Here is a 24,431-nt window from a genome sequence, read left to right as displayed (position 1 = left end):
AAACCGGAAAGGGCTATCCGATGTTCCAGAATTCCAATCCCGTCAAAACCGCCTGGGGATCGCTGCGCAAAGGCTTTGTTGCGGTTGCGATCTTCAGCCTGTTCCTGAACCTCTTGATGCTGGCCGGGCCGCTATACATGCTGCAGGTCTATGACCGGGTTTTGTCCAGCCAGAACATAGACACATTGATCGCCTTGTCCGTGCTGCTGGCGGGGGTATTCATCGTCATTGCGTGCCTCGACCTGATGCGGATGCGCATTCTGGGCCGCCTGGCCGCCCGGTTCGAACTCAGCGTCGGCGCGCCCGTCCTGGGGGCCGCCATGCGCCGCCGGGTCCAAGGAGAAGCTGAGGCAGGCGAAAACCTGGTCGAGGATGTGAACGGGTTCCGCGAATTCATTTCCGGCACCACCCTGACCGCCTTTTTCGATGCTCCGTGGATACCCATCTATCTGATGGTTCTTTATGTGCTGCACCCGTTTCTGGGTTTGTTGGGTCTGGCCGGAGCGCTGACCTTGACATTGATGGCGCTGATCAACAACGCCCGATCCCGAGGTCCGATGCAGCACGCCGCGCAGGCACGAGGGCGGTCGGATGCGCTGTTCAAGATCAGCGACAGGAATGCCGAACTGGTCCATGCGCTGGGTATGAAATCCGATCTGGTACGCCGCTGGACCGCGCTGCAAACTGACGCGCATCAACACAAAACCCGCGCCGCTGATCTGGTGGCCAGCTTTTCCGTATTGTCCAAGACCATACGTATGGGCCTGCAATCAGCGGTTCTGGGGATGGGTGCGGCACTGGCCGTGATCGGCGAGTCCACCGCAGGCGTCATGATTGCTGCCACGATTGTTCTGGCCCGAGCGCTTGCTCCGATTGATCAGTTGATCGGGCAGTGGCGCACTTTTCTGGCTGCACGCGGGTCCTATAGCAAAATCAAACAATTGACCGAAGATTTTGCCGAGGCGCCTCAAAACCTGAACTTGCCGCGTGCGTTCAAATCGATGGACGTCCGCATCGCTCAGGCAGGCCCTCCGCTTGCGATCAATGCCACCATCCGGGCGATTGATTTCAGCCTCACGGCCGGGGACGTTCTGGCAGTGATTGGCCAGAGTGGTTCGGGCAAGACCACGCTGAGCAAGATGCTTGCGGGCATCTGGCATCCGCAACGGGGCGAGGTCCTGCTGGACGGCAGCCCGATGTCGAAATGGAATCCCGAAGACTTGGGCAAACAGATCGGATACCTGCCACAGGATGTCGAGCTGTTCGATGGCACAATCCGCGAGAACATTGCCCGGTTCTCCACCGCGATCGACGATTCCGAGGTCCTGCGTGCCGCGCGCGAAGCAGGGGTTCACGAACTGGTCAGCGGTTTGCCCGACGGGTACGAAACCAGGCTTGGCCGCGGTTTTTTCCTGTCCGGCGGTCAGCGTCAGAGGCTGGCTCTGGCACGTGCGCTATACGGTGATCCGTTTGTTCTGGTTTTGGATGAACCCAACTCGGATCTGGACGCCGAGGGCGAACAGGCCCTGCGCGATGCTTTGCTGGCCGTGCAGGAACGCGGCGGGATTGCCATTGTCATGACGCATCGCCCAGCCACGCTGCAGGCGGCGAACAAGGTGATGGTGTTGCGCAATGGCAATCAAACCCAGTTCGGCGACAAGCAGGACGTTCTGAAAGTCAATCGCCGCAACGTTCTGGACAAACCAACACAACCGGCACCCAGCCGGGTGGATGAAACTCAGATCACAGGAGCGGCCCAATGACTGACCTGGTCAAATACTCAGCCCCTCGCACTGCCGTGGGATTTCACGAGGCACAGCTAAAAGAGATATCGGAAAGGTCCTCCGGTATTGCCCGTTATGTTCTGTTTGGGCTTTTCACCCTGGCGGCTTTCGTCGGCGGCAGCGCCTATTGGGCCTTTGCCTCGAAACTCGATGGTGCCGTGGTTGCACCCGCATCCTTTGTGGTAGAGGGCCAACGCAAAACGGTCGAACATCTGGACGGCGGCATAATTCAGTCGATCCTGGTCACAGACGGCCAATTTGTGCAGGCAGGGCAGCCTCTGGTTCAGCTCGACAGCACCGAGATTAACGTGGATCTTAGCGTTCAGGGTAGCCAGTTGGGTGAGCTGTCGGTTCGCCGCGCGCGCCTGCTGGCGCAAATGAGCGGGCAGAGCCAATTTGAAGAAACCACCGCCCTGGCGGGATTCCGCGAAGGAATGGACCGCCTGCATTGGGTGTCGCCTTACCTGACCCAGAAACAACTATTTGACGCCGAAGCCCGTGCCCGCCGGACCGAAGCGCAGATCAACGCGCAACGTATCGCGGGCCTACGCAACCAGGTCACGGGTCTGGATGAACAGCGCCGCGCGGCCCGGAACCAGATCAAGATCACGCGGGTTGAGTTGTCCAACTTAGAGACGCTGTTGAATAAGGGGCTGGTCGCCGTCACGCGGGTCAGCGCACGGCAGATCGAGTTGGAACGGCTGGCTGGCGTTGACGCATCATTGCGCACCCAGATCGCCCAGGCCGAAGATCAAGTGCAAGAGTTGGAGCTGTCCCTGCTCAGCCAGCAAAAACTACGCGATGAGGTCCTCGCCGGGGAGCTGGCTGTTGTTGAGGCCCAGCTTGATCTGGTTCGACCGCAATTCGCGGGCACGCTGGCACGCCTGAAGCGAACACAGGTTCTGGCCCCGACCAGCGGACGCGTTGTGAATTTGGAAGTGTCAACCAATGGCGGGGTGATCCGCCCGGGTGCGCCAATCATGGATATCGTCCCAGCCGATCAGGCCCTGATCGTCGAGGCACGGGTCAAGACCGGCGACATTGACAAGCTGCGGATCGGTCAATCCACGCGCATCCGCCTGTCGGCCTTTGCGCAAGCGGACGTGCCCGAAGCTGTGGGGCATATCTTCGACATCTCAGCCGATGCGCTTGAGGATGAACGCACCGGCGAAGCCTATTACAAGGCGCGGGTAAAGCTGAATGCCGAACAACCGCGAGACGTGGCCGCATTGGAACTGGTGCCCGGCATGCCCGCAGATTTGTTCGTCAATACCGGCGAACGCGCCGTCATAAGCTACCTGTCGCAACCCATCAGCGATCGGTTGGCCAAGACCTTTATCGAGTGATTACGGCTGCCTGCGCCCGCGATTTGGGCGCAGGCATTTCTGAGATCGTTGTCCCGATCCAACCAGTATCAATGCGTGCTTAAGCGTCAGACGCCGTAACGCGCCATGAACATGTCCACTGCGTGCAACGCGATCTCATCAATCTCGGATTGTTTGAAATTGGTCTGGATGCCCAACGCGGCTTTGGTCCAGAAGCGAACCTTGCACAGTTCTGAGAACTGTTCGGCTGCAATCTGAACATCTTCGATTACCAATTCGCCTTTTTGAACGGCCTTTTCCAAATATTCGACCATATGACGCTGGCCATTCTGAGGTCCGGATTCGTAAAACGCTTGGCCCAATTCAGGGAACCGATCCCGCTCGGCCACGCAGATACGAAATACCTGCTGCGCGAAATCGGACACTAGAAATGCGGTTAGCTGCGTCGCCGTGATCGTCAACACTTCGCGCGCAGGTTTGGAGTCGTCGATCATCGAAATGACTCTTTCAGCCATACGCTTGCATTCGGTCTGGGCGACTTCCATGAACAGCAGACGCTTGTCGGGGAAGTAGCTGTAGAGCGTCGCCTTGGACACGCCTGCCGCCCGCGCGATGTCATCGACGCTGGCACCTTCGAACCCATCCGCCATGAAAACTTCTCGGGCTCCGCGCAAAACCTGATCGAATTTGCGGCCCGTGCGAAGGATGGCGGCTGTCTGAGTCATGAGCTCTCCTAGGGTTAGTGTTCCCCTCAAACTATAAACCGATCAGTACAGATACAACGATTCGCGTTGTCCCGTTGCGTAACGGAATGTGAATTCTGAATGTTTTGCCCCGCAAACCCGCGGCTTCCGGTCGTTGTCGTTCAAGGCTTGCTGCGCGGTCAAACGATGCTAACACTTTGGGCATGGTCGAAATATTTCTGCGCACGCTTCCGTTTTTTGCAATCATCGGCCTGGGATACTGGGCCGGGCGCAGCCGCTTTTTCACCGAAGACGCGACAGCCTATCTGACAAAGTTCGTGTTCTATTTCGCACTTTCGGCGATGCTGTTTCGCTTTGCCGCCACCCTGCCCTTTGCCGACATTTTCAATGGTCGGCTGATGGCGGGCTATCTGCTGGGAACTCTCGCCGTGTATGGTCTGGCAACTGGAGTGGCCTGGGTTCGCAGGCTTGATATTCCTACCGCGGCGGTCGAGGCCCAATGTGCCGCCATCGGAAATGTCGGCTTTCTGGGACTACCGATGCTGGCGCTGTTGTTGTCCGAGGCCGCCATTGGGCCGGTCATGCTGGTTCTGACCGTTGATCTGGTGGTGTTTTCGTCCTTGATCGTGATTTTGATCAACGCGGGGCGCGACGGGCGGCTGACCCCGGCAACGTTGCGCCTGATTGGGTTGGGATTGTTGAAGAACCCAATGATCGTTTCGATTTCCGCAGGGCTTCTGTGGTCGGCTTTGCAAATGCCGGTTCCGGCGGCACTCAATGATTTTCTGACCATTCTGGGCGGGGCGGCCACACCGGGGGCTTTGTTTGCAATTGGGGCCTCTTTGGCGTCCAAGTCCGCCGAACGCATTCAGGTTGCGGCATGGCTGAGTTTTTGCAAGTTGGTCATTCACCCGGCTTGTGTGGCCGTGCTGCTGCTGTGGTTGATGCCAGTCGATGCCTTTTCCGCCACGGTCGCAATTGCGGCAGCGGCGCTGCCGGTGGCCGGAAATGTTTACATGCTAGCGGCCCACTACCGTGTGGCCCCGCACCGGGCCTCAGCAGCGATCCTGCTGTCGACTGCGGTCAGTATCCTGACCGTGCCGGTGGTCATTGCCTGGGTTGGGACGCTCTGAGCCAAAGCATTCAAAAAAATGCGCGCCGAAGTCGTGCGGCCTTTACGCGGCGTCCTTGGATCGTTAGCCATAACGCGATCTAAATTTAAGGACTCTGCCAGATGGAAACCCTTTCGGAAAACGCCTGTTTCGGTGGCGTGCAGGGCGTCTACCGCCATGCGTCGCCAGCCTGCCAATGCGACATGACCTTTGGTCTGTTTCTACCTGCCGAGGCAAAGGACGGCCCGGTTCCCGTCCTGTGGTATCTGTCTGGCCTGACCTGCACCCACGAAAACGCCATGACCAAGGCTGGTGCGCAGGCCTGGGCAGCCGAACAAGGCATTGCCGTTGTGTTCCCCGACACCTCTCCACGGGGTGAAGGCGTGGCCGATCACGATGACTATGATCTGGGCCAGGGCGCTGGATTCTATGTGAATGCAACACAAACCCCATGGGCACCGCATTTTAACATGTGGAACTACGTGGCCGAGGAACTGCCGAACCGGCTGGCAGAAAACTTCGCCATCGACATGGATCGTCAAGCGATCACTGGTCATTCAATGGGTGGCCACGGGGCGCTGACCCTGGCGATGAACTTGCCAGGTCGGTTTCGGTCGGTTTCGGCCTTCGCGCCGATTTCGAACCCGACCGGCGCGGATTGGGGGCGCAAACAGCTGAGCGCCTATCTGGGTAATGACGAAGCCACTTGGGCCAAGCACGATGCCTCGCTGATGATGAAAGAGGTTGGCTTTGACGGCCCAATCCTGATCGACACCGGTGCCAATGATCAGTTCATCGACCTTCTACGCCCCGAGGCGCTGGCGACAGCCATCGCGGAACGACGCCAGCAGGCAACCTATCGTTTACAGCCGGGCTATGATCACTCGTATTTCTTTGTATCGACCTTCATGGAAGACCACATCACCTTCCACGCCGAAGCGCTGTACGGGGACTGACGGATGAGCAAATTTGACTATGACCTGATCATCATCGGGTCAGGGCCATCAGGGCGTTCTGCGGCAATCCAGGCGGGCAAACTGAAACGTCGTGTGCTGGTGATTGACCGCAAAGACCGATTTGGCGGCGTGTCGGTTCATACCGGCACAATCCCCTCGAAAACCTTGCGCGAAACGGTGCTAAACCTGTCCGGCTGGCGCGAGCGCAGTTTTTATGGCCGGTCTTACCGGGTCAAGGATCAAATCCGCGCCGAAGACCTCAAGGCGCGTCTGCACATGACGCTGGATCACGAGGTTGACGTGCTGGAACATCAGTTCAACCGCAACCACGTGGAAACCCTGAACGGTCTGGCCAGGTTCGTCGGCCCCCATGAGATTGAGGTCGCCACTGATGCCGGTGAAACCACACGCCTGACTGCAGCCAAGTTCCTGATCGCCACCGGGACCAAAACCTACCGCCCGGATTACGTGCCCTTTAACGGCAAAACCGTGGTCGACGGCGATGACTTTCTGGAAATGGCCGAGATTCCGCGCTCGCTTGTCGTGATCGGCGCGGGGGTAATCGGCGTTGAATATGCCACGATGTTCTCGGCACTGGATGTGCGCGTGACTCTGATCGAGCCGCGCGAAACCTTCCTTGATTTCATCGACAAGCGGTTGATCCACGATTTCACCCATCAAATTCGCGAAAACGGCGTCGATCTGCGGCTGGGCTCTGCCGTGGAAAAGATCGAGGACACAGGGGATCATGTCGAAGTCACACTGGATAATGGCCGCCATGTCCGTGCTGAAATGCTGCTGTTTGCGGCCGGGCGCATGGGTGCGACCTCGGCGCTGAATTTGAACTCAGTTGGTTTGGAGACGGACCATCGCAACCGCATCAAGGTGGACCGTAAAACCTATCAGACCACTGTGCCGCATATCTATGCCACCGGCGATGTGATCGGGCACCCGTCGTTGGCCTCAACTTCGTTGCAACAGGGCCGTGTCGCGGCCTGTCATGCGTTGGACACCCCCACACTGCCAGAAAGCCCTTGGTATCCATATGGCATCTATTCGGTGCCCGAGATTTCCACCTGCGGTATGTCCGAGGAAGAATTGGAGGAACGCGGCATCCCATATGAGGTTGGTGTCGCACGATTCCGCGAAACCTCGCGCGGGCATATCATGGGGTTGGAGCATGGCATGCTGAAAATGCTGTTCTCGCTGAAAACCCGCCGGGTGCTGGGCGTGCAGATCGTTGGCGAAGGGGCGACTGAGTTAATCCATATCGCGCAGGCGGTGCTGAACCTGAAAGGCACGGTGGACTACTTCGTGCAGAACACGTTCAACTACCCGACCTTGGCCGAAGCCTACAAGATCGCCGGTCTGGACGCGTTCAACCGGATGCCGATCCCCGAAGAGTTCAAGGTGCGCAAGAAACCCGCAGAACCCGCCAAGAAACAGGCCAAGAAGGCGTGACCACCCTGTATGTCGATGGCGATGCCTGTCCTGTGAAGGCCGAAGCCGAGCGGGTGGCGACACGCCACAAGGTGCCGATGGCGTTGGTCTCGAATGGTGGGTTGCGGCCATCGGCCAATCCCCTGGTGCAGGTCGTCATCGTTGCGGAAGGCGCGGACGAGGCGGACAAGTGGATCGCCGAGCGTTGTGGGCCTGGGGATGTGGTGGTGACCTCGGATATCCCTTTGGCCGCCAAATGCGTTGAAGCCGGGGCACGCGTGCTGCGCCCAAATGGTGAAGCGTTTACGGCAGCCAATATCGGCCAGCAGCTAGCCATGCGCGATCTGATGGCCGACCTGCGGGCAGCCAATCCGCTGGGGGCTGGTGGCGGAGGCAAACCTTTTGGCAAGGCGGATCGATCCCGGTTTCTGGATGCGTTGGAACGTGAACTGCGCGCAGCGCGGCGCCGGTAACTCTCCCGCCCGTCGGCGACGCATCAATGATGCGCCTTCTCCCGTTGGGCCGGGCAGCGCTGCGCGCTGCGGTTCCGACTTGAAAGTCGTGCCCGGGATTGGTTCAGTCGGGCGCAAGCAGAGATTGATTTGACAGGGGCGTAACATGCCGATTGAAGCCGTAATTTTCGACATTGGAAATGTTCTGATCGAATGGCAGCCAGAGCGTTACTATGACAAGGCCATCGGAGAAGACCGCCGCCGCGCCATGTTTGCCGAGGTTGATCTGCACGGGATGAACGATCTGGTTGATCAGGGCCACCATTTTACCGATACGATCTATAATTGGGCTGAGAAATACCCCGAATGGCGCGACGAAATCCGCTTGTGGCATGACAAGTGGATCGAATTGGCCACGCCGGAAATCCCGCATTCCATTCGCCTGCAACGGGCTTTGCGTGCAAAGAATATCCCGGTTTTCGCGCTCACTAATTTTGGGGTGCAGAATTTCGACTATGCCACCACGATTTATCCGTTCCTGAACGAATTTGACCGGCAGTATGTCTCGGGCCGGATGAAAGCGGTCAAGCCGCACTCCCCGATTTATGAGATGGTCGAGGATGATTGTGGTCTACCACCCAGCAGTTTGCTGTTTGCCGATGACCGGATCGACAACATCGAAACGGCACGCGCGCGGGGCTGGCAGACGCATCATTTCACTGGCCCTCAGGGCTGGGCGGAAAGGTTGGTGGCCGAAGGTCTGTTGACCCCAGACGAGGCCAAGTAGATCAGGCCGGAACCGGCGTTCCGCTGCGGTTTTCGCGAATGGGCAGGTGAACTATAGCGCTGAAGGCGCCAACGGCTACGCCAATCCACCAGACCATCGTGTAATCGCCATAGACGTCATACATGCGCCCGCCCAGCCAGACGCCCAGGAAACCTCCAATCTGGTGGCTGAGGAAGATGAAACCGTACAGGGTACCCATATAGCGCAGCCCGTACAGATGCGCGACCAGACCCGAGGTCAGAGGCACAGTCGCCAGCCAGAGCGAGCCCATGACAATCGAAAATACGATGACCGACATTGGTGTAATCGGCATGAGGATAAAGATCGCAGCCGCCAATGTGCGGGCGGTATAGATCGACGCCAGCAGGTATTTCTTGGGGAAGTGATTACCGGCCCAACCGGCCAGTAAGGTGCCACCAATATTCGCCAGCCCCACCAACGAGATTGCCACAGCCCCCAGGGCCGAGGTGGTGGTGATGCCCAGCGAATGCAGCACACCACCGGGTTGGATCGGACCGCACATCTCGGTCACGAAGGCTGGGAAATGGGCGGTGATGAACGCCAGTTGATAGCCGCAGCTGAAGAACCCCAGAAAGATCATCGCATAAGAGGGGTCGCGGAACGCACGGCTCAGAATCTGGCTCATGCTCTCTTCCAGTTCGGCCTTGCTGACCGGTTGTGGTGCGCGCATGAAAGGCAGCGTCAGCACAAGGGCTAGAATCGCAGCTGCAAAGACAAGAAACACCTGTTGCCAGGGCAGGAAGCTGAGCAACCATTCCGCCGTCGGTGCGCCAATCACCTGTCCGAAACTGCCCGCCGCCGTGACAATGGCCAAAGACATCGAGCGGTTCTTGTCAGACGACGCACGCCCGACCACCGCCAGTACGACACCAAAACCCGTGCCCGCGATGCCAAATCCAACCAGCCACGCATACATTTGATGACCAAACGGCGTTACAGACCAAGCCGACAGAACCATACCAGCCGCATAGGTCAACGCGCCAAGAATGATGGCTTTCCGGTCGCCAATCTTTTCAGCCATTGCAGCAAAGATCGGCTGTCCAATCCCCCAGGCCAGGTTCTGGATCGCTATGGCCAGCGAGAAATCGGTGCGCAGCCAACCAAACTCGCTGGCAATCGGAATCTGGAATACTCCAAAAGAGGCCCGCACAGCAAAGCTGACCGTGATGATGACACATCCGACGATCAGAATTGGGTTCAGCAGGCGCGTAGAATGCGACATAGGGACCTCGGGGGTATCGGTTCGACGGACGGTAGCGGATTTGTGCAGTCGGTCAAATCAGCAGATTTGCGGTCACGGATAAGGAAATTTGATGGGTCGTGGGAAATGGCCGCTTTTCAAGGCTCAACGCGGGCGCTATGGCTCGAATCCATGACGGATCTGATTTCGATTTACAACGCCCGCATTGCCGAGGGCAGCCTGACCCGGGACGATGCGCAAGAGGCCGTCCTACCCCATTTCGAACGCATCCGCGCGGCGCTGTCCGCCCCGGTTAAACGCGGGTTGTTCCGCAAGGCTCCGCCCCCGCCCAAGGGGTTGTATCTTTGGGGTGGCGTGGGGCGCGGGAAATCCATGTTGATGGATATGTTTGTCGATGCGCTGGAGGATATTCCTGCGCGTCGAGTGCATTTTCATGCGTTCATGCAGGAAATTCATGCCGGCATGCACAAAGCCCGTCAGGATGGGGTCGAGGATGCCTTGGCTCCGGTGGCGAAAGAGGTCGTGAATTCGGTCAGGCTGCTTGCTTTTGACGAGATGCAGATTATCGATATCACCGATGCCATGATCGTCGGGCGTCTGTTCGACCTGCTTTATGAAGGCGGCGTTGTGGTTGTGACCACGTCAAACCGGCACCCTGACGATTTGTACAAGGACGGGCTGAATAGGCAGTTGTTCCTGCCTTTCATCGCCCGCATCAAGGAACAGCTTCAGGTGTGGGAGCTGGTATCTCCCACAGATTACCGCCAAAACCGGCTGGAGGGCGCACCGGTATACTTCACTCCAATCGGACCCGAGGCACGGCAGAACATTCGTGACGTCTGGACCGATTTGTCGGGCGGTGCGGCGGAACCGCTAGTCTTGCAGGTCAAAGGCCGATCGGTCGAGCTGCCGGCCTTTCGGAACGGAGTTGCCCGGGCCACGTTCTACGATCTGTGTGGTCGCATGTTAGGCCCGGCGGATTACCTAGCAATTGCAGATGAGTTGAAGGTTCTGGTGCTAGAGGACATCCCGCGCTTGTCGCGCAACAACTTCAACGAAGCCAAACGGTTCGTCACATTGATTGACGCCTTGTACGAGGCCAAGGTTCGGTTGATCTGTTCCGCCGCGGCTGAGCCCGAGATGTTGTATGTCGAAGGCGAAGGGACGTTCGAGTTTGAACGCACTGCCTCGCGACTGCGGGAAATGCAGGATCAGGACTGGGGGAAATAGGGGGCTGAGCCCCCGCCGCGCTTTGCGTGGCTCCCTCGAGGTATTATTGGCCAGATGAAGCCCCTGCGGGCAGAGAATTTAGCCGTTTTCGCGCAAGATGTTTCCCGCCAGATACAGCGAACCGCAGATCAGAACACGGGCTTGTGAGTTTTCCCCGACAATTGCTTTCAGAGCGTCGGCAACACTGTCGGCGGTTGTGGCGGTTAGGTTGACTTTAGCCGCGGCAGCGGCCGTGTCTTCGGCACTCAGCGTTGCGGCCTCGCCAGGGATCGATACTGCGGTCAGGCTTTGGGCCTGTTTCGCGAGCGGTGCGAGGTAACCCGTCACGTCTTTAGTGTTGAGCATTCCGCAGATCAAATGCGTCGGGCGCTCTGGCAGTTTGGTCAAAACATCCGCCAGTGCTACTCCAGCAGCGGTATTGTGGCCACCATCCAGCCACAGCTCAGCTTGTGGCGCAGCCTCGACCAGGGGACCGGTTTTCAGGCGCTGCATACGAGCGGGCCATTCGGCACGGGTCACTGCGGCCTCGTAGGCGTCGTCGCCCAGATCAAGGTACCGTAGAACGGCCAGCGCGGCACCAGCGTTCTGAATTTGATGCGCACCCAGCAGGTTGGGCAATGGCAGATCACGTAACCCGGTTTCGTCCTGATAGATCAGGCGCCCGTTTTCCTCATGCACATGCCAGTGCTGACCGTGGACCAGCAGCGGCGCTCCCAGGCGTGCGGCGGTGTATTCGATGACCTCTAGCGCCTCGTCCTGTTGCGGGCCGACGATACAGGGCACACTAGGTTTGATGATGCCCGCCTTTTCGGCTGCGATCTTGCCCAGCGTATCTCCCAAAAACTGTTCGTGGTCGATCGAAACTGGCGTGATCACCGTTACTGCCGGTTCGTGTATGACATTCGTGGCATCCAGACGGCCACCCAAGCCGACCTCAAGCAGCGTGTAATCTGCCTGCGTCCGTGCAAAAGCCAGCAGGGCCGCGCAGGTCGTGATCTCAAAATAAGTGATGTTTTCGCCATCATTGGCGGCGTAGCATTCATCCAGAACGGCGGTCAAAGCGGGTTCCGAAATCAGCTCTCCGGCCAATCGGATGCGTTCGTGAAACCGCGCGAGGTGGGGCGAGGTATAGGCGTGGACTGACAGCCCCGCGCCCTCCAACCCGGCACGGATCATCGCCTGGGTCGAGCCCTTGCCATTGGTTCCGGCGATATGGATCACCGGTGGCAGCTTGACCTGCGGATTGTCCAAAGCTGCCAGCAAACGCCAGACACGATCCAAGGTCAGGTCAATGATCTTGGGATGCAGCGCCATCATCCGGTCGAGGATGACGTCAGATGTCGGGCTGGTCATTCTTCGACCGTTTCCTCGGCTGGGGTTTCGGCCTTGGCCTCTTCGGGCTGAGGCGCGGGAAGATCGCCTTTGACCGCTGGCGGCTGGTTCATCAGCATCCGGGTAATGGTGATCAGTTCCTCACGCATCTCGGTCCGTTTGGTCACACGGTCCAACATGCCATGATCCAGCAGGTATTCCGCGCGCTGGAACCCTTCGGGCAGTTTTTCACGGATGGTCTGTTCAATCACGCGCGGCCCTGCAAAACAGATCAGCGCATTGGGTTCCGAAATATGGACATCGCCCAGCATCGCGTAAGATGCGGTCACGCCACCGGTAGTGGGATGAGTCAGCACGACAATATAGGGCAGGTTCGCCTCTTTCAGCATCTCAACGGCCACGGTTGTACGCGGCATCTGCATCAGGCTGAGGATACCTTCTTGCATCCGTGCGCCACCAGCGGCTGAGAACAGAACCAACGGGCGCTTCAATTTTACCGCCTCTTGTGCGGCGGCGATGATGGCGTTGCCGACATACATGCCCATCGATCCACCCATGAACGAGAAGTCCTGTGCGGCAGCCACAATCGGGGTGCGCCCGATTTCGCCCCGAGCAACCAGCATTGCCTCAGACTCACCGGTCTTTTTCTGAGCTGCTTTCATGCGATCCGGGTATTTCTTCTGGTCCCGGAATTGCAGCGGGTCAGCTGTTGGTGCGGGAACTTCGACCTCGGTGAAAATACCACCGTCAAACAGGTGTGCGAAACGGTCCCGCGGGGTGATCGCCATGTGGTGATCACATTGGGTGCATACATTCTGGTTTTCCGCCAGCTCGCGGTGGAACAGCATCGTGCCGCATTCATCGCATTTGTGCCAAAGGTTTTCGGGCACTTCCCGGCGCGAGAAGATCGAATTGATCCGGGGACGGACGTAGTTTGTGATCCAGTTCATGTCGGAACCTTGTTTTGCGGCATTGACGTCAAATAAGACGCAACGGAAAGAAATGCAATCAACGCCTGAGCGCAAGACGTGCAGTTAACCAGCTGACAGTCATTACCGCAAAATCAACGAACAGCCATTGCCGTAACGAGCCGGTTTCGGACATGTCGTAAGGCAGCAGATACAATGCCAACCCGCTTAACGTTTCAGGCAGCGAAATGAACAGAAGCGCGACCGCATTGTTCAGAAAATGCAATGCAATAGCAGGTCCTAATGTTCCCGACCTTGCGGTCAAATCCGCCGCCAGCAGGCCGAAAATACACGCCCAAATGGCCACCAGAAGGGCATTCTCGCCGGTGACACCGGGCGCATAATGCCCTGCTGCGAACAGTACCGAAGGTACTCCCATCCAGATCGCCGGAGATCGGAATCTAGCCGCCAAGCATTGCTGGATATAGCCGCGAAACAGCACTTCTTCGGCGCTGGTCTGAATCAGGACCGCAATCACCGACACTGGCAGCAAAAGCAACCATGTGGACAGGGCCAGGTTTTGCGTCAGCGTCTCACCCATACCATAGGGTGGCAGGGCCGCCATGATCAGGCCCAGAATCACCAAGGCACGCAGGACCATCCAGAATTGTTGCAATAACAGGCGGCGCGGGCCAAGGATGGCGGCCAGAGACCGGTGCTGCATTTGACGGGCGGCGATAGCCACGCCCAGCGTCAGGAAACCGAAACTCAACAGCAGAATCAGCGCGGCCGACGTTGAGGTTCCATGCAAAAGACCCTGCGCCTGATCTGGTTGAAGCAATTGCCCGACAAAGGCAAACAACACTGCGTTCAACGTCACATAGAGAACAAGGACAATACCCAGACCCGCCGCGAGGCGCCACAGTTCGGGCCGGGCGCGTGCGTCGCCCACAAGCCCCTCATGGGCGGCATATGCGTGAGGGTCAGGCATTGTTGCCAGAGCTTTCACCTTCGATGGATTGTGGGATTTCAGGGAACACCTCAGATGCGTGTTGGATGGTGTTGATCCTTGTGGACAACGTGGTCAGATACCCGGCAACGGTTTGCAGCAACTGAACCGCGACCGACGCATCGCTTTCGATCACAGCGCGCAATTCCTCTGCTCCGATGCGCAGGAACGTACAATCTGTGGCCGCTGTCAGATCCAATTGACGGACATCGCCGGTGATAATTGACAGATCGCCGATCAACCGACCGGGTTCAATGATCGATATAGTGCGCGTGCCACCGCTTTCATCGGTCCAGTCCAGATTGGCCTGCCCCTTGATGCACAGATACGCCGCGTCGGGTGCTTGCCCACGGGAAAAGATCATCTGCCCCGACGCAGCCTCGTACCATTGTGCCGAAAAGGCCAGCAGCCGCTGATTGCGCGCATCCAGCCCCGAAAACAGCTCGGTCGAGGATATGATCTGCAGCTTGCGACTCAGATCAGCCGAGGCCCCGTCTTCGTGGTGGGTTTGGGTGCGCGAGACACCGTCAATCCGACCATCCTTGATCTCGATGAACAAGTCATAGGCCTCAGGGTGCGCAAAATGATCCTCCATGAAGATCATGATCGATTCGGGCAACAATTCGCGCAGCCGCAGACGTGTGCGCAGACGGCTTTGGGAATCGTGGCTGGCCAATGCCTTGTCGAGGATCAGGATATCGGGACGTTTGATCCCCGCGCGGGAAAACGCCGCGCGCTCTTGAAACACGGTTGGCAGGTTGTTTCCGCCCAGCCCGGTCGGTAGATCGTACAAAGTCGACGCAGCCCGACGGCGCAGACCAGCCTCGTTCACGGCCTGAGCAACGACATCTTCGATCTCATCGGCATGGGCTCCGGCCATCAGGGACACCCGGCCATAAATCGCATTCTCCATCACCGTCAGGCGCGGGATGTAGCTGTCGGGCGACAGAGGCACGAACATACCATCCAGCGCCCCACGCAGCCGTTCGGCCTGATCCTTGCGGATTGACAGAATCTTGTCCTTGTATTCCTCGGGGAAGTCCGGGCCAATCTGCTCAGCCGTCAGCAGGAACGGCAGCGTCAGCAGCAAAGCGCGCTCATCCTCGGAAATTCCGTTGTCTCCTCTCGACTTACGCCGATCCTTGATGTCGAGCAGACGGTGATACATGTCCTTGGACATCCCCAGACGCAGGAACAGCGGGTGATCGGTGCCGTCGCGGCCAAAGGCCTGATCCAATGTTTCCATCACGGCGCTGGCCATGGACATGGCGTCATCGGCAAGATCATGCATCCCAAGCATGTTCTTGAACCGCCGATCATCCGCCATAGACTCGGGCGTGATATCCCGAGACGGAGTCGCATAGAGCAGGTTACCCCCCAAAGGAACAGCCGGGTTAAAACGATCCGGGTCGAACCGATAAACGTGTTGGTCCAGCCCTTTTTCCTGCAGCTTTTCCGCAATCGTCCCCCGCAGGTTGACCACGTCCTGCGCCAGATCAGGATGCAAAATGGGATCAAATTGTGTGCGCAGGGTACGGCGCAGCATAAGTTCGTCAGTACCCATCGCTTCGACCAGTTGGAACCACCAGGCGCGAATGTCATCAACATCGTCCAGCCCGGCAAGCCCCGGATCAATCCATTCATCCGTCAGCGAATCCGTCGGATTTCCAGCGCGGGCAGCTTCGATTTGCCAGCGAGTCGGCGCCACGGCGGCATCGGCCTCATGCTGAGGATGCGGACGCAGGGGCATTAACAGATTGTCGCCCAGCGTGCCGTCGAACAGATAGGGCCGCGAATAGGCATAGCCGATCCGGGCCGCAATCACGACCTGATGCAGGTCTTTCAGATTGTGACCCGCCATGATCACGTCGCCCTGCACCGGCAGGACTTCGCGGGTCAGGACCTGCGCCAGCGCATTTCGTTCCGCGGCATGGGTCGATTGGATGGCGACCCGCGCACCCTTGGGAATGGTCAGGTCGATATCTTCCAGAATGGTCTTGCCGTCATCATCGCGCACGGTGACGTTTCGCAACTCGATATCGCCCGTCAGATGCGGAATAGTCTCGGGCTCACCCACGAACAGATTTTCAGGGATCATGTTTGAAGGCGCAAAGCGTTCGGTCACGACCTCCCACCGCAGGGACATGTCCTGTACCTGATTGTAATAGGTCAGCAGGTCCTTCCACGGGCCGCTCAGATCCTTATAGGCCCCAAGTGCAGCAACCAGCGCCCCGACTGTCACCTCACCCGTGATCGCCAGATAGCCGCCTACCGAATAGAACAGGAACGGCGTCATCTGCGTGATCAGATTGTTGAGGAACTTCATGAAGAACTTTTTGTTGTAGATCTTGAACCGGATCTCGAACAAAAGCCCCAAACGATGACTGAACTGCGCCTGCCGATACCGCCAGCCGCCATTGGTGCGCAGATCGCTGATCCCAGCCGCACTTTCGCCAATTTCTGAACTGAGGTTGCGGACCTCTTGAATACGTTCCTTGTTCAGCAGGTTGATCTGGCGTTGCAACTTTGGAATCAGCCAGGCCTGTAGAGGGATTAGAGCCACACTGGCAAGGCCGAACCAGACGCTCTGCATGAACAGGAAGGTGACGATGGTCATCATCTGCCCGAACTGGAACACCGGCTGCGCGATCGCGTCGCCCATCAGGCCACCCATCGGTTCGGCCTCAGAGGTGATCATCGACACCAGCTCACCCTGACTGGTGGTGGCGAAGTAGGATTTCGGAAACCGCATGGTGCGATGGATCAAAGTGAACCGCAAACGGCGCAACATGCGTTCAGCAAGGATGCCCTTCATCGTGTTGATGCGCATTTTCATCAACCCGCTGGCAATCACGGTTGCCAAAAAGGCGAAACACAGGATCAGCAAATACTGCACCTGCGTTACCGAGAATCCCAGGATCGTTACCGTATTACTTGGCGCGCCAATGGCCCCGTTGATAATCTGCTTGGGCAACTCAAGCGAGGCATAGAGGAACGGGAATGACAGAACCGTCAGAAACAGCAGCACAAGCTGTTGTTTTTTCGAATGTTTCCATATGAAAGCGAATAGAGTGGGTTCCATGCCCCGGCCTTGCCTCAAATCTATTGGATGCGTTTTCGGATGATCCACTGCAATCAGGTATCAGACGGTACGCACTGACCTTTACGATTGCAAGAATGGCTGGGCTAACAGGTTTCAAATCGATTGCCCATCCGCCCCATCAGTCACAAATTCGCGAGATTTGCCCCTCAGTATCGTTTATTCTCCTTTAAACCCTGCGTTGTCTTTGACTAAACAGGGTCACACTTTGAATGATGGGGCCATGGGCAGACTTCTGGATCGCTATATTCAACGCCGCGCCGTCGAACGCTGGCGTCAGGCCCTGCGTGGTGCGTCTGCTGCGCCTGAACCGCAACTGCGGCAACAGCGTGATGATGCGCGCAAGCTGCGCACGCATCTGCAGTTGCTGATTCATGAGGCCGACAGCCGTCTGGCCCGACCTCGAATTGGGTCGACCCAATTCCCAAAACCCCTTGGCACCGATTGGTGCTGGCGACCGGATCTGTGGCGCGGGCCATTGGCGCGTCCGGGTGTGGCCTCGGCCGCACGAAAGGCGCAGATGGACCGGCAGGTGACCTTGTTCCACGACTGTTCCCTAGCCGAAATAGCAATGCGGCAGACCCGGAATTCCCGCGACAAGGATCTGGCCGCATATGGGATGACAGTTGAAGTGTTCGGGTTTTCCGGTTCTTTCCTGTCCCTGTCTGTGGAATTGCCCTACGAGGCTGCTCAGGGCCTGACCAAACAGCATCTCATGCGTGTGGATACCCTGATCGAGGCCGAGCAGCCGCTTGAGATATTCGCCCGTCTCAACATCCAGCACGGACCCAACGCTGAACAGGTTCTGCGCAAGCTGGACCTGTCTGCAAGCTCCTGCTCAGTCGATTTCGATCTGGCACATTTGCCCTTGAATGAGTCGCGGATCGAGAAGATCTGGCTGGACCTGATCTTTGAAAACCCGCAGATGAATCGCGTTTCCCTGCGCGATCTGACCTTCTGCCGCCACCATCGCGCCGATTTGTAAGAGGTTCGGCCATGACGCAACCGACATTGACACCCATCCGGTTCGAGAACGGCCTCTGGCAGGGTCACCTGCAAGCGGAGGTGGCGGTTGAGGTTCTGTACTTGGGCGAACCTTTGGAAGACGTGCGCGTGACACCAGCAGATGACGGATGGGCACTGACTGTCCCTGTACCCGTGAAGGCACTGTCCGATGGCGTGCATTGCTTTGTCATCGTGGACGCAGGCACGTCCGAAAAACTTGGCGATTTTACCATTATCGCAGGCGCCCCGGCAGCGGATGATCTTCGCGCTGAGGTCGAGCTGCTGCGCGCGGAACTGGATATGCTGAAACGGGCATTTCGGCGGGCGCAGAGCGTGGGCGAATAGCCCGTATAGGGCCAAGTCCCTATCTTTTCATCAGAATCCCGTGCATCCTTGAGCGACCCGCAGCAACTTGGGCAAGCTCATGGATCGCAGCAGCATCATTAAACTCATCGCGCTGATGGTGACGGGGTTCGGGATCGGCATCGACTTTACCGGCGCGTTGATCCTGGTTCCGGCTATCGAAAACAGTTTCGACGCCGATATCACCAGCACCCAATGGGTTTTGAACATCTATGCCCTGTTCTTTGCCATGACGATGGTTGCCGGGGGGCGGCTTGGCGACATGTACGGGCACCGCAAGTTGATGCTGATCGGCCTGTCGATCTTTCTGTTTTCCTCAGTCATGTGTTTTGTATCGCCTAGCCTGGATTTTCTGATTGTCTCACGCGCATTACAGGGGATCGGCGCGGGATGTGTCTGGCCCTGCACGCTGGCCTACGGCGCCACCAAAGTCTCGCGCCCTGAACATCGCGCCATGATCATGGGGCTTATTCTGGCAGGCGTCACATGCGGTAACGTCATCGGCCCGCTGATCAGCGGTACGGTCGTGAACCTTGGGGATTGGCGGCTATTTTTCCTTGCAAACGTGGTGTTTGCGACCATTTCGATGGTCACCGCCCTGGTGTTGATGGAGCGCGAAACCCAGCACAAAAAAGGCGAACACATCGATGTCGCAGGTATGGGCGTACTGTCTTTGGCTGTCCTGCTGTTGCTTTATGGGTTGGACGTGGGTGCAGATTGGGGCTGGACCTCATCGCCGTTGCTGATGTTGTTCTTCGTCTGCGCTGTTCTGTTCGTCTTGTTCCCACAAGTGGAAAAACGAGTGAAAGAACCCCTATTGCTGCCCCAGATGATGGCAAACAGAGAGTTTCGCATCACGCTGGGCCTGAACATGTTCAATGTCTCAGCAGCGTTCGTAGGGTTGATGTATTTCCCCCAATACATGCAAAAGGTATTGGGCTGGTCGACGTTGCAATCTGCATTCGGGTTGGCCCCGCTTACTGTTCTGCTTGCCGTGGGGTCCATCTTGTCGGGCAAGCTGTACAACGATTTCGGTCCCAAACGGCTTTTGTTCTGGGGTTACCTGTGCGCCACTATCGGTGCGGCCAGTGTTGTCGTGTTGCCCGCAGGGTTGGGTTATTTTCAGATTCTGCCCGGTATGGCGATGATTGGGTTGGGGGCCACGCTGACGGTGGGCCCTTCTGGCACCGCTGCGGTTTGCGCAGTGAAACCGGAACGGGCCGGGTTGGTCGGTGGGCTGAGTTTCATGACTCACCTCGTCTATGGTGCCATCTCGGTGGCCTGCGCGACCGCGATCATGTATCTGGCCAGTCTGCGTAGCCTGGGCGAACGTCTGGCGACCGCCGGGATTGATATGTCGGAATCCGATCAGCGAGCCATCAACGGTGGGACGCTGACCACATCCTCTGCACGCGCGATCATGGACAAACTGAGCACGGCCGAAGCCGAAAAGGTCAAAACCGCCATCACCGCAGCGTTTGACACCGGCATGAACATGGCGTTCATTTTCGCCACTGTGTCAGTATCTGTCGGCGTCTTATTGGCGATGTTGCTGGATGAGGAAAAGCTGCACAAAGTGGAAAGCTGATCCACCAAAGAAGAAGGGCCGCCTGTCTGGCGGCCCCGTTTGTTTACTGCGACGGCCCGTTCGGGTTGAAGGCCGACAAACCTTTGAGGATATCGATAGCATAGGCCATTTGATAATCTTCTTCCCGTAGCTCGGCTGTGGCTTCGGCCCGGGCTCGGTCTTCCTCGATCTGACGAATCTCATCTTCGCTGAGGCTGTCATTGTTCAGGCTGCCGCGCAGGTCGGCTTCGGACCGGGCGGGACGGTTCGAATCTTCCTCTTCCGAATCCGGCACCGGGCGCGGTTGCTCGACAATGATGTCGGGGCTGACGCCAAGCGCCTGGATCGAACGACCCGACGGTGTGTAATACCGCGACGTAGTCAGGCGCATGGCCCCGTCGCCACGCAGCGGCATGACCGTCTGAACAGAACCTTTGCCAAAGCTTTTGGTGCCGACCACGATGGCGCGGCGGTGATCCTGCAAGGCACCGGCAACAATCTCGGACGCCGAGGCCGAACCCCCATTGATCAGAACCACAATCGGCTTGCCTTCGGCCAGATCGCCTGGGGTTGCGTTGAACCGCTCACCCTCGCCCGGATCGCGGCCACGGGTAGACACGATCTCACCCTCGTTCAGGAAGGCATCGGAAACCTTGATCGCCTGCGTCAGCAGACCGCCCGGGTTGTTGCGCAGGTCCAGAACAAAGCCATTGACCTTTTCGATGCCACCAGCCTCTTCGATCTGTTCGTTCAGCCCTTCCTGAAGGTTGGGGAAGGTCTGGTCGTTAAAGGTGGTCACTCGCAGCACGACGCTGGTGCCTTCGGTGCGGGCACGCACAGCGGTCAGCTTGATCGTGTCGCGAATGATCGTGACGTCAAAGGGTTCCTGTTCCCCTTCGCGCACGACCGTAATCACGATTTCCGAACCCACAGGTCCGCGCATCAGATCCACCGCCTTGTCCAGCGTCAGGCCCAGAATGCTTTCGCCATCGACATGGGTGATGAAGTCCCCAGCCTCGATCCCAGCCGCATCCGCCGGGGTGTCATCGATCGGAGAGACGACTTTCACAAAGCCCTCTTCCTGCGTGACTTCGATACCCAGCCCGCCAAATTCGCCGCGTGTCTGCACGCGCATCTGTTCGGCATCGTCAGGCGACAGATAGCTGGAATGCGGGTCCAGCGATGTCAGCATGCCATCAATCGCGGCTTCGATCAGCTCCTCGGGCTCAACCTCTTCAACATATTGCGCACGTATGCGTTCGAAAATGTCCCCGAACAGATCAAGCTGCTCATAGACGCTGGCCTTGTTCTCAGCCTCTTGTGCCAACAGGGGTCCTGCGATCTGAGTAGTTGCGAGTATGCCTGCCACGGTTCCGGCCAAACCGGCCATCACAAATTTCTTCATATGTATTTATCCATCCTTGCTGGTCCGAAACCACGATTCCGGGTCCACGGGGCTGTTATCCTGTCTTACCTCTATATAGAGCGTTTCTGACCGATCAGTTCCAGTGCCATCACTGCTTGTTGACAAAATAGCGCCGATTTCGGGCGTTTCACCAGGCATCAAGCCGACCGGAGTGCCCTCGGGGATCACCTGACCGGGGTTGCCGTAGACCTCTTGCAGCCCCGAAAATACGAATAAAAGACCGGGTTGAGGTTCTAGGATGACCAGATTCCCCAAATCCAGCAGCGGCCCGCGATAACGTATCGTAGCCGCAGTCGGCGATGTCACAATCGCGCGTGGACGTGTGCCCAGCACCACACCCGGGCGCTTGACCCCTGCTGCATCCGTGTCACCAGCGCGGTGCAGCACAACACCCTGAGCGGGCAATGCAACTTCACCCTTGCGCTGGGAAATATCCGCGTTGGTTTCAGCAATCTCCCCTTCTGAGATTTCCGACAGTCCGCTGGCAAACCCTTCCAGCGTTTCTGTGGACGAGATCAGGATCGCCGTTCGAACCGGATCTTCGACAAAACGCACCGGCAAATCTGTCCGATCTGCTATGGCGGTACTGAGCTTCGTACGCGCGGTCTGCACACCGGTCAGGCCTTCGGTCAGAGTATCAGCGGCGCTTTGTTGTAGCTGCCGCAGGGTCTGAACCTCTTGCAGGTCGTGGGCCAGTTCTTGCGCGCGAGCGTTCAAACCTGGCGTGACCTCGGACAGCATCATACCTGCGCGGGCCGATCCCAACGGGCCAGAGGGGTGCAGCATCAAAATCGGCGGCGCGGTTGTTTCGATGGTTTGCAACACGCCCAGCAACTGCGCGATTTCATCCTCGCGGCTGCGCAATTCAGTGGTCAACTGTGCCTCGCGCGTGGCGGCGCGGCGCAGGCCCTCGCGCATGGCGGTTAGACCGGCCTCATAAGCCTGAATGGTTTCGGTCAGGGCACGCACGCGGTCACGGGCGCTGTCGGCCTCAGTCAAGGCGACGGATGCGTCTTCCAGCATTTGCACCGCATTCAGCGCCGCTGTGGACGGGTCGGTCTGGGCGTGGACCGGCGTCGCAAACAGCACTGCCCAAAGAAGCGCGCGCAAGGTCACAACAACAGACTCTTGCCGGTCATTTCGGGTGGCTGTTCAAGGCCCATCAACTGCAACAGGGTCGGTGCCAGATCGGACAGACGCCCATTGCGCAACGTGGAACCTTCCGGCCCACCCACCAGCGCCACGGGAACGGGATTCAAGGTATGCGCGGTGTGCGGTCCGCCGGTTTCGGGATCCACCATCATTTCACAATTACCGTGGTCGGCAGTGATGATCATCGCACCGCCTGCCTTTTTCAGCGCGGCAACCACCTGTGCCAGGCCCTGGTCCACCGCCTCACAGGCTTTGATTGCGGCTTGAAGATCACCGGTGTGACCCACCATATCGGGGTTGGCATAATTGGTGACGATCAGGTCGTACCCGGCCTTGATCGCCTCGACAAACTTTGCGGTAACCTCGGCCGAGGACATTTCGGGCTGCAAATCATATGTCGCCACTTTTGGTGACTTCGGCATAAAACGATCTTCGCCCACTTCGGGCGTTTCTTTGCCACCGTTGAGGAAAAACGTAACATGCGGGTATTTCTCGGTCTCGGCCAAGCGGAACTGACGCAGCCCCTGTTTAGCGACCCATTCGCCCAGCGTGTTCACGATATCGCGCTTTGGGAACACGGTTGTCATATAGGCATTGTGAGCGTCCGAGTATTCCACCATCCCCAAAAGCGCAGACAGGTGCGGGCGCGGACCGGTGTCGAAATCAGCAAAATCCGGCTCGCCAATCGCGCGTAGAATCTCGCGCGCCCGATCAGCGCGGAAGTTGAGGCAGAAAACACCATCGCCATCACTTACGCCGTCATAGCCTTGTAGAACCGTCGGCACAATGAACTCGTCGGTTTCCGACTGGTTATAGGCGTGGTCAACCGCACCGTGGGCTGTGGCCGCAGTCCGCCCCTGCCCCTTGATCATCGCCTGAAAGGCCTCACTGACGCGTTCCCAGCGGTTGTCGCGGTCCATCGCGAAATAGCGCCCGCTGACAGTCACAACGCGCGCACCTTCGGGTAGTCGGTCCTCAAGCTCGGCAATGTAGGTGAAAGCCGATTTCGGGGCCACATCGCGCCCATCCGTGATCGCGTGCAGCGCGACAGGAACGCCCGCATCGGTGATGGCTTTGGCCGCTGCGATGATGTGGTTCAGATGCCCATGCACCCCACCATCCGAAACCAGCCCCATCAGATGCGCTGTACCACTCGCGGCCTTCACCTTGGCAATGAAGTCCTGCAGGGCGTTGTTGTCGAAGAATGAGCCATCTTCGATCGCAAGATCAATCTGACCCAGATCCATGGCCACGATGCGGCCCGCGCCAATATTGGTATGGCCGACCTCGGAATTGCCCATCTGACCGCTGGGCAGGCCAACATCGGGCCCGTGCGTTATTAAAGTGGCATGCGGCCCGTTGGCCATGATTGCGTCGAACGTAGGGGTATTGGCCAGATACGGCGCGTTGGCTTTGGTGTCCTCGGACAGGCCCCACCCATCGAGAATGCACAGGACAACGGGTTTGGGGGCGGTCATTATAGCTCTCCGGATTTCTGCTCTTGGTCGATCTTTTACCGCCTGACCATCGGCGGGTGAACCGCCTTTTGGCCTGTGG

At 58.2% G+C, this 24,431-nt stretch carries 20 protein-coding genes; 11 read left to right on the top strand and 9 right to left on the bottom strand.

What is annotated here, in order from left to right:
- Positions 1-20: 20 nt before the first annotated feature.
- Both ACR0AJ_RS09225 and ACR0AJ_RS09220 read left to right on the top strand, forming a co-directional pair.
- Entirely contained in the window at positions 21-1,763 is a 1,743-nt protein-coding gene (locus tag ACR0AJ_RS09225; protein WP_480740679.1) for a type I secretion system permease/ATPase, read from the top strand.
- Positions 1,760-3,130 (top strand): HlyD family type I secretion periplasmic adaptor subunit, encoded by a 1,371-nt coding sequence (locus tag ACR0AJ_RS09220; RefSeq protein ID WP_480740677.1) that lies wholly within the window; start codon positions 1,760-1,762, stop codon positions 3,128-3,130. The genes ACR0AJ_RS09225 and ACR0AJ_RS09220 overlap by 4 nt, the downstream gene beginning before the upstream one ends.
- An 86-nt stretch (positions 3,131-3,216) precedes the next feature.
- On the opposite strand, the gene ACR0AJ_RS09215 is transcribed toward ACR0AJ_RS09220, so the two are convergent.
- Positions 3,217-3,834 (bottom strand): TetR/AcrR family transcriptional regulator, encoded by a 618-nt coding sequence (locus ACR0AJ_RS09215; RefSeq protein ID WP_170350053.1) that lies wholly within the window; start codon positions 3,832-3,834, stop codon positions 3,217-3,219.
- A gap of 182 nt (positions 3,835-4,016) precedes the next feature.
- Here ACR0AJ_RS09215 and ACR0AJ_RS09210 point away from each other — a divergent pair, with 182 nt between their 5' ends.
- From ACR0AJ_RS09210 to ACR0AJ_RS09190, 5 genes are all read left to right on the top strand, one after another.
- Positions 4,017-4,946, top strand: a complete 930-nt coding sequence (locus ACR0AJ_RS09210; protein ID WP_480740676.1) for an AEC family transporter — start codon at positions 4,017-4,019, stop codon at positions 4,944-4,946.
- A gap of 101 nt (positions 4,947-5,047) precedes the next feature.
- A complete protein-coding gene (gene fghA / locus ACR0AJ_RS09205) occupies positions 5,048-5,881 on the top strand; it encodes an S-formylglutathione hydrolase (protein WP_480740675.1) in 834 nt (277 codons plus the stop codon).
- 3 nt (positions 5,882-5,884) lie between these two features.
- Complete coding sequence (sthA, locus tag ACR0AJ_RS09200; RefSeq protein WP_170350050.1) at positions 5,885-7,342, top strand: Si-specific NAD(P)(+) transhydrogenase; 1,458 nt, start codon at positions 5,885-5,887, stop codon at positions 7,340-7,342.
- Complete coding sequence (locus ACR0AJ_RS09195) at positions 7,339-7,794, top strand: YaiI/YqxD family protein (protein WP_170350049.1); 456 nt, start codon at positions 7,339-7,341, stop codon at positions 7,792-7,794. The genes sthA and ACR0AJ_RS09195 overlap by 4 nt, the downstream gene beginning before the upstream one ends.
- A 145-nt stretch (positions 7,795-7,939) precedes the next feature.
- Positions 7,940-8,560 (top strand): HAD family hydrolase, encoded by a 621-nt coding sequence (locus ACR0AJ_RS09190; protein WP_480740674.1) that lies wholly within the window; start codon positions 7,940-7,942, stop codon positions 8,558-8,560.
- Position 8,561: 1 nt separating this feature from the next.
- On the opposite strand, the gene ACR0AJ_RS09185 is transcribed toward ACR0AJ_RS09190, so the two are convergent.
- Positions 8,562-9,803, bottom strand: coding sequence for an MFS transporter (locus tag ACR0AJ_RS09185; protein WP_480740673.1), 1,242 nt, complete (start codon positions 9,801-9,803; stop codon positions 8,562-8,564).
- Positions 9,804-9,953: 150 nt separating this feature from the next.
- On the opposite strand from ACR0AJ_RS09185, the gene zapE reads away from it, so the two are divergent.
- On the top strand, positions 9,954-11,012 hold the full coding sequence (gene zapE / locus ACR0AJ_RS09180; RefSeq protein ID WP_170376859.1) for a cell division protein ZapE: 1,059 nt from the start codon (positions 9,954-9,956) through the stop codon (positions 11,010-11,012).
- Between the two features lie 78 nt (positions 11,013-11,090).
- Here the strand turns inward: zapE and ACR0AJ_RS09175 are convergent, their stop codons facing one another.
- Genes ACR0AJ_RS09175 through ACR0AJ_RS09160 form a run of 4 tightly spaced genes read right to left on the bottom strand, consistent with a single transcriptional unit; the run spans position 11,091 to position 17,343 of the window.
- Complete coding sequence (locus ACR0AJ_RS09175) at positions 11,091-12,365, bottom strand: bifunctional folylpolyglutamate synthase/dihydrofolate synthase (RefSeq protein WP_480647412.1); 1,275 nt, start codon at positions 12,363-12,365, stop codon at positions 11,091-11,093.
- A complete protein-coding gene (gene accD, locus ACR0AJ_RS09170; protein WP_170350044.1) occupies positions 12,362-13,294 on the bottom strand; it encodes an acetyl-CoA carboxylase, carboxyltransferase subunit beta in 933 nt (310 codons plus the stop codon). Before accD ends, ACR0AJ_RS09175 begins: the two co-directional genes overlap by 4 nt.
- Before the next feature lie 58 nt (positions 13,295-13,352).
- Complete coding sequence (locus tag ACR0AJ_RS09165) at positions 13,353-14,243, bottom strand: CPBP family intramembrane glutamic endopeptidase (protein ID WP_480647410.1); 891 nt, start codon at positions 14,241-14,243, stop codon at positions 13,353-13,355.
- Positions 14,236-17,343, bottom strand: coding sequence for an ABC transporter transmembrane domain-containing protein (locus ACR0AJ_RS09160; protein ID WP_170350042.1), 3,108 nt, complete (start codon positions 17,341-17,343; stop codon positions 14,236-14,238). The genes ACR0AJ_RS09165 and ACR0AJ_RS09160 overlap by 8 nt, the downstream gene beginning before the upstream one ends.
- A gap of 241 nt (positions 17,344-17,584) precedes the next feature.
- On the opposite strand from ACR0AJ_RS09160, the gene ACR0AJ_RS09155 reads away from it, so the two are divergent.
- The 3 genes from ACR0AJ_RS09155 to ACR0AJ_RS09145 all read left to right on the top strand — a co-directional run bounded on the left by ACR0AJ_RS09155 (position 17,585) and on the right by ACR0AJ_RS09145 (position 20,317).
- Positions 17,585-18,346: a DUF6478 family protein gene (locus ACR0AJ_RS09155; RefSeq protein WP_170376866.1), complete on the top strand. Its 762-nt coding sequence runs from the start codon at positions 17,585-17,587 to the stop codon at positions 18,344-18,346.
- Positions 18,347-18,357: 11 nt separating this feature from the next.
- Positions 18,358-18,711: a hypothetical protein gene (locus ACR0AJ_RS09150; protein WP_170376868.1), complete on the top strand. Its 354-nt coding sequence runs from the start codon at positions 18,358-18,360 to the stop codon at positions 18,709-18,711.
- Positions 18,712-18,790: 79 nt separating this feature from the next.
- Complete coding sequence (locus tag ACR0AJ_RS09145) at positions 18,791-20,317, top strand: MFS transporter (RefSeq protein WP_480740671.1); 1,527 nt, start codon at positions 18,791-18,793, stop codon at positions 20,315-20,317.
- Between the two features lie 43 nt (positions 20,318-20,360).
- On the opposite strand, the gene ACR0AJ_RS09140 is transcribed toward ACR0AJ_RS09145, so the two are convergent.
- From ACR0AJ_RS09140 to gpmI, 3 genes are all read right to left on the bottom strand, one after another.
- Positions 20,361-21,701, bottom strand: coding sequence for a S41 family peptidase (locus ACR0AJ_RS09140; RefSeq protein WP_170350038.1), 1,341 nt, complete (start codon positions 21,699-21,701; stop codon positions 20,361-20,363).
- A 6-nt stretch (positions 21,702-21,707) separates the two neighbouring features.
- A complete protein-coding gene (locus ACR0AJ_RS09135) occupies positions 21,708-22,745 on the bottom strand; it encodes a murein hydrolase activator EnvC family protein (protein WP_480740724.1) in 1,038 nt (345 codons plus the stop codon).
- An 89-nt stretch (positions 22,746-22,834) separates the two neighbouring features.
- A complete protein-coding gene (gene gpmI, locus ACR0AJ_RS09130) occupies positions 22,835-24,352 on the bottom strand; it encodes a 2,3-bisphosphoglycerate-independent phosphoglycerate mutase (RefSeq protein WP_480740669.1) in 1,518 nt (505 codons plus the stop codon).
- Between the last annotated feature and the right edge of the window lie 79 nt (positions 24,353-24,431).

Source organism: Ruegeria sp. CJ9 (genome assembly GCF_056536625.1).
This window is presented reverse-complemented; position numbering and strand designations above follow the sequence as displayed.

Excerpts from the sequence above, each read along its gene's own strand:
- ACR0AJ_RS09155 (WP_170376866.1), top strand. The coding sequence starts at position 17,585 with ATGGGCAGACTTCTGGATCGCTATATTCAACGCCGCGCCGTCGAACGC.
- ACR0AJ_RS09150 (WP_170376868.1), top strand. The coding sequence starts at position 18,358 with ATGACGCAACCGACATTGACACCCATCCGGTTCGAGAACGGCCTCTGG.
- accD (WP_170350044.1), bottom strand. The coding sequence starts at position 13,294 with ATGAACTGGATCACAAACTACGTCCGTCCCCGGATCAATTCGATCTTC.
- ACR0AJ_RS09210 (WP_480740676.1), top strand. The coding sequence starts at position 4,017 with ATGGTCGAAATATTTCTGCGCACGCTTCCGTTTTTTGCAATCATCGGC.
- ACR0AJ_RS09160 (WP_170350042.1), bottom strand. The coding sequence starts at position 17,343 with ATGGAACCCACTCTATTCGCTTTCATATGGAAACATTCGAAAAAACAA.
- ACR0AJ_RS09165 (WP_480647410.1), bottom strand. The coding sequence starts at position 14,243 with ATGCCTGACCCTCACGCATATGCCGCCCATGAGGGGCTTGTGGGCGAC.
- ACR0AJ_RS09225 (WP_480740679.1), top strand. The coding sequence starts at position 21 with ATGTTCCAGAATTCCAATCCCGTCAAAACCGCCTGGGGATCGCTGCGC.
- ACR0AJ_RS09140 (WP_170350038.1), bottom strand. The coding sequence starts at position 21,701 with ATGAAGAAATTTGTGATGGCCGGTTTGGCCGGAACCGTGGCAGGCATA.
- ACR0AJ_RS09145 (WP_480740671.1), top strand. The coding sequence starts at position 18,791 with ATGGATCGCAGCAGCATCATTAAACTCATCGCGCTGATGGTGACGGGG.
- ACR0AJ_RS09175 (WP_480647412.1), bottom strand. The coding sequence starts at position 12,365 with ATGACCAGCCCGACATCTGACGTCATCCTCGACCGGATGATGGCGCTG.
- ACR0AJ_RS09215 (WP_170350053.1), bottom strand. The coding sequence starts at position 3,834 with ATGACTCAGACAGCCGCCATCCTTCGCACGGGCCGCAAATTCGATCAG.
- gpmI (WP_480740669.1), bottom strand. The coding sequence starts at position 24,352 with ATGACCGCCCCCAAACCCGTTGTCCTGTGCATTCTCGATGGGTGGGGC.
- fghA (WP_480740675.1), top strand. The coding sequence starts at position 5,048 with ATGGAAACCCTTTCGGAAAACGCCTGTTTCGGTGGCGTGCAGGGCGTC.
- ACR0AJ_RS09135 (WP_480740724.1), bottom strand. The coding sequence starts at position 22,745 with ATGCTGGAAGACGCATCCGTCGCCTTGACTGAGGCCGACAGCGCCCGT.
- sthA (WP_170350050.1), top strand. The coding sequence starts at position 5,885 with ATGAGCAAATTTGACTATGACCTGATCATCATCGGGTCAGGGCCATCA.
- ACR0AJ_RS09190 (WP_480740674.1), top strand. The coding sequence starts at position 7,940 with ATGCCGATTGAAGCCGTAATTTTCGACATTGGAAATGTTCTGATCGAA.
- zapE (WP_170376859.1), top strand. The coding sequence starts at position 9,954 with ATGACGGATCTGATTTCGATTTACAACGCCCGCATTGCCGAGGGCAGC.
- ACR0AJ_RS09220 (WP_480740677.1), top strand. The coding sequence starts at position 1,760 with ATGACTGACCTGGTCAAATACTCAGCCCCTCGCACTGCCGTGGGATTT.
- ACR0AJ_RS09185 (WP_480740673.1), bottom strand. The coding sequence starts at position 9,803 with ATGTCGCATTCTACGCGCCTGCTGAACCCAATTCTGATCGTCGGATGT.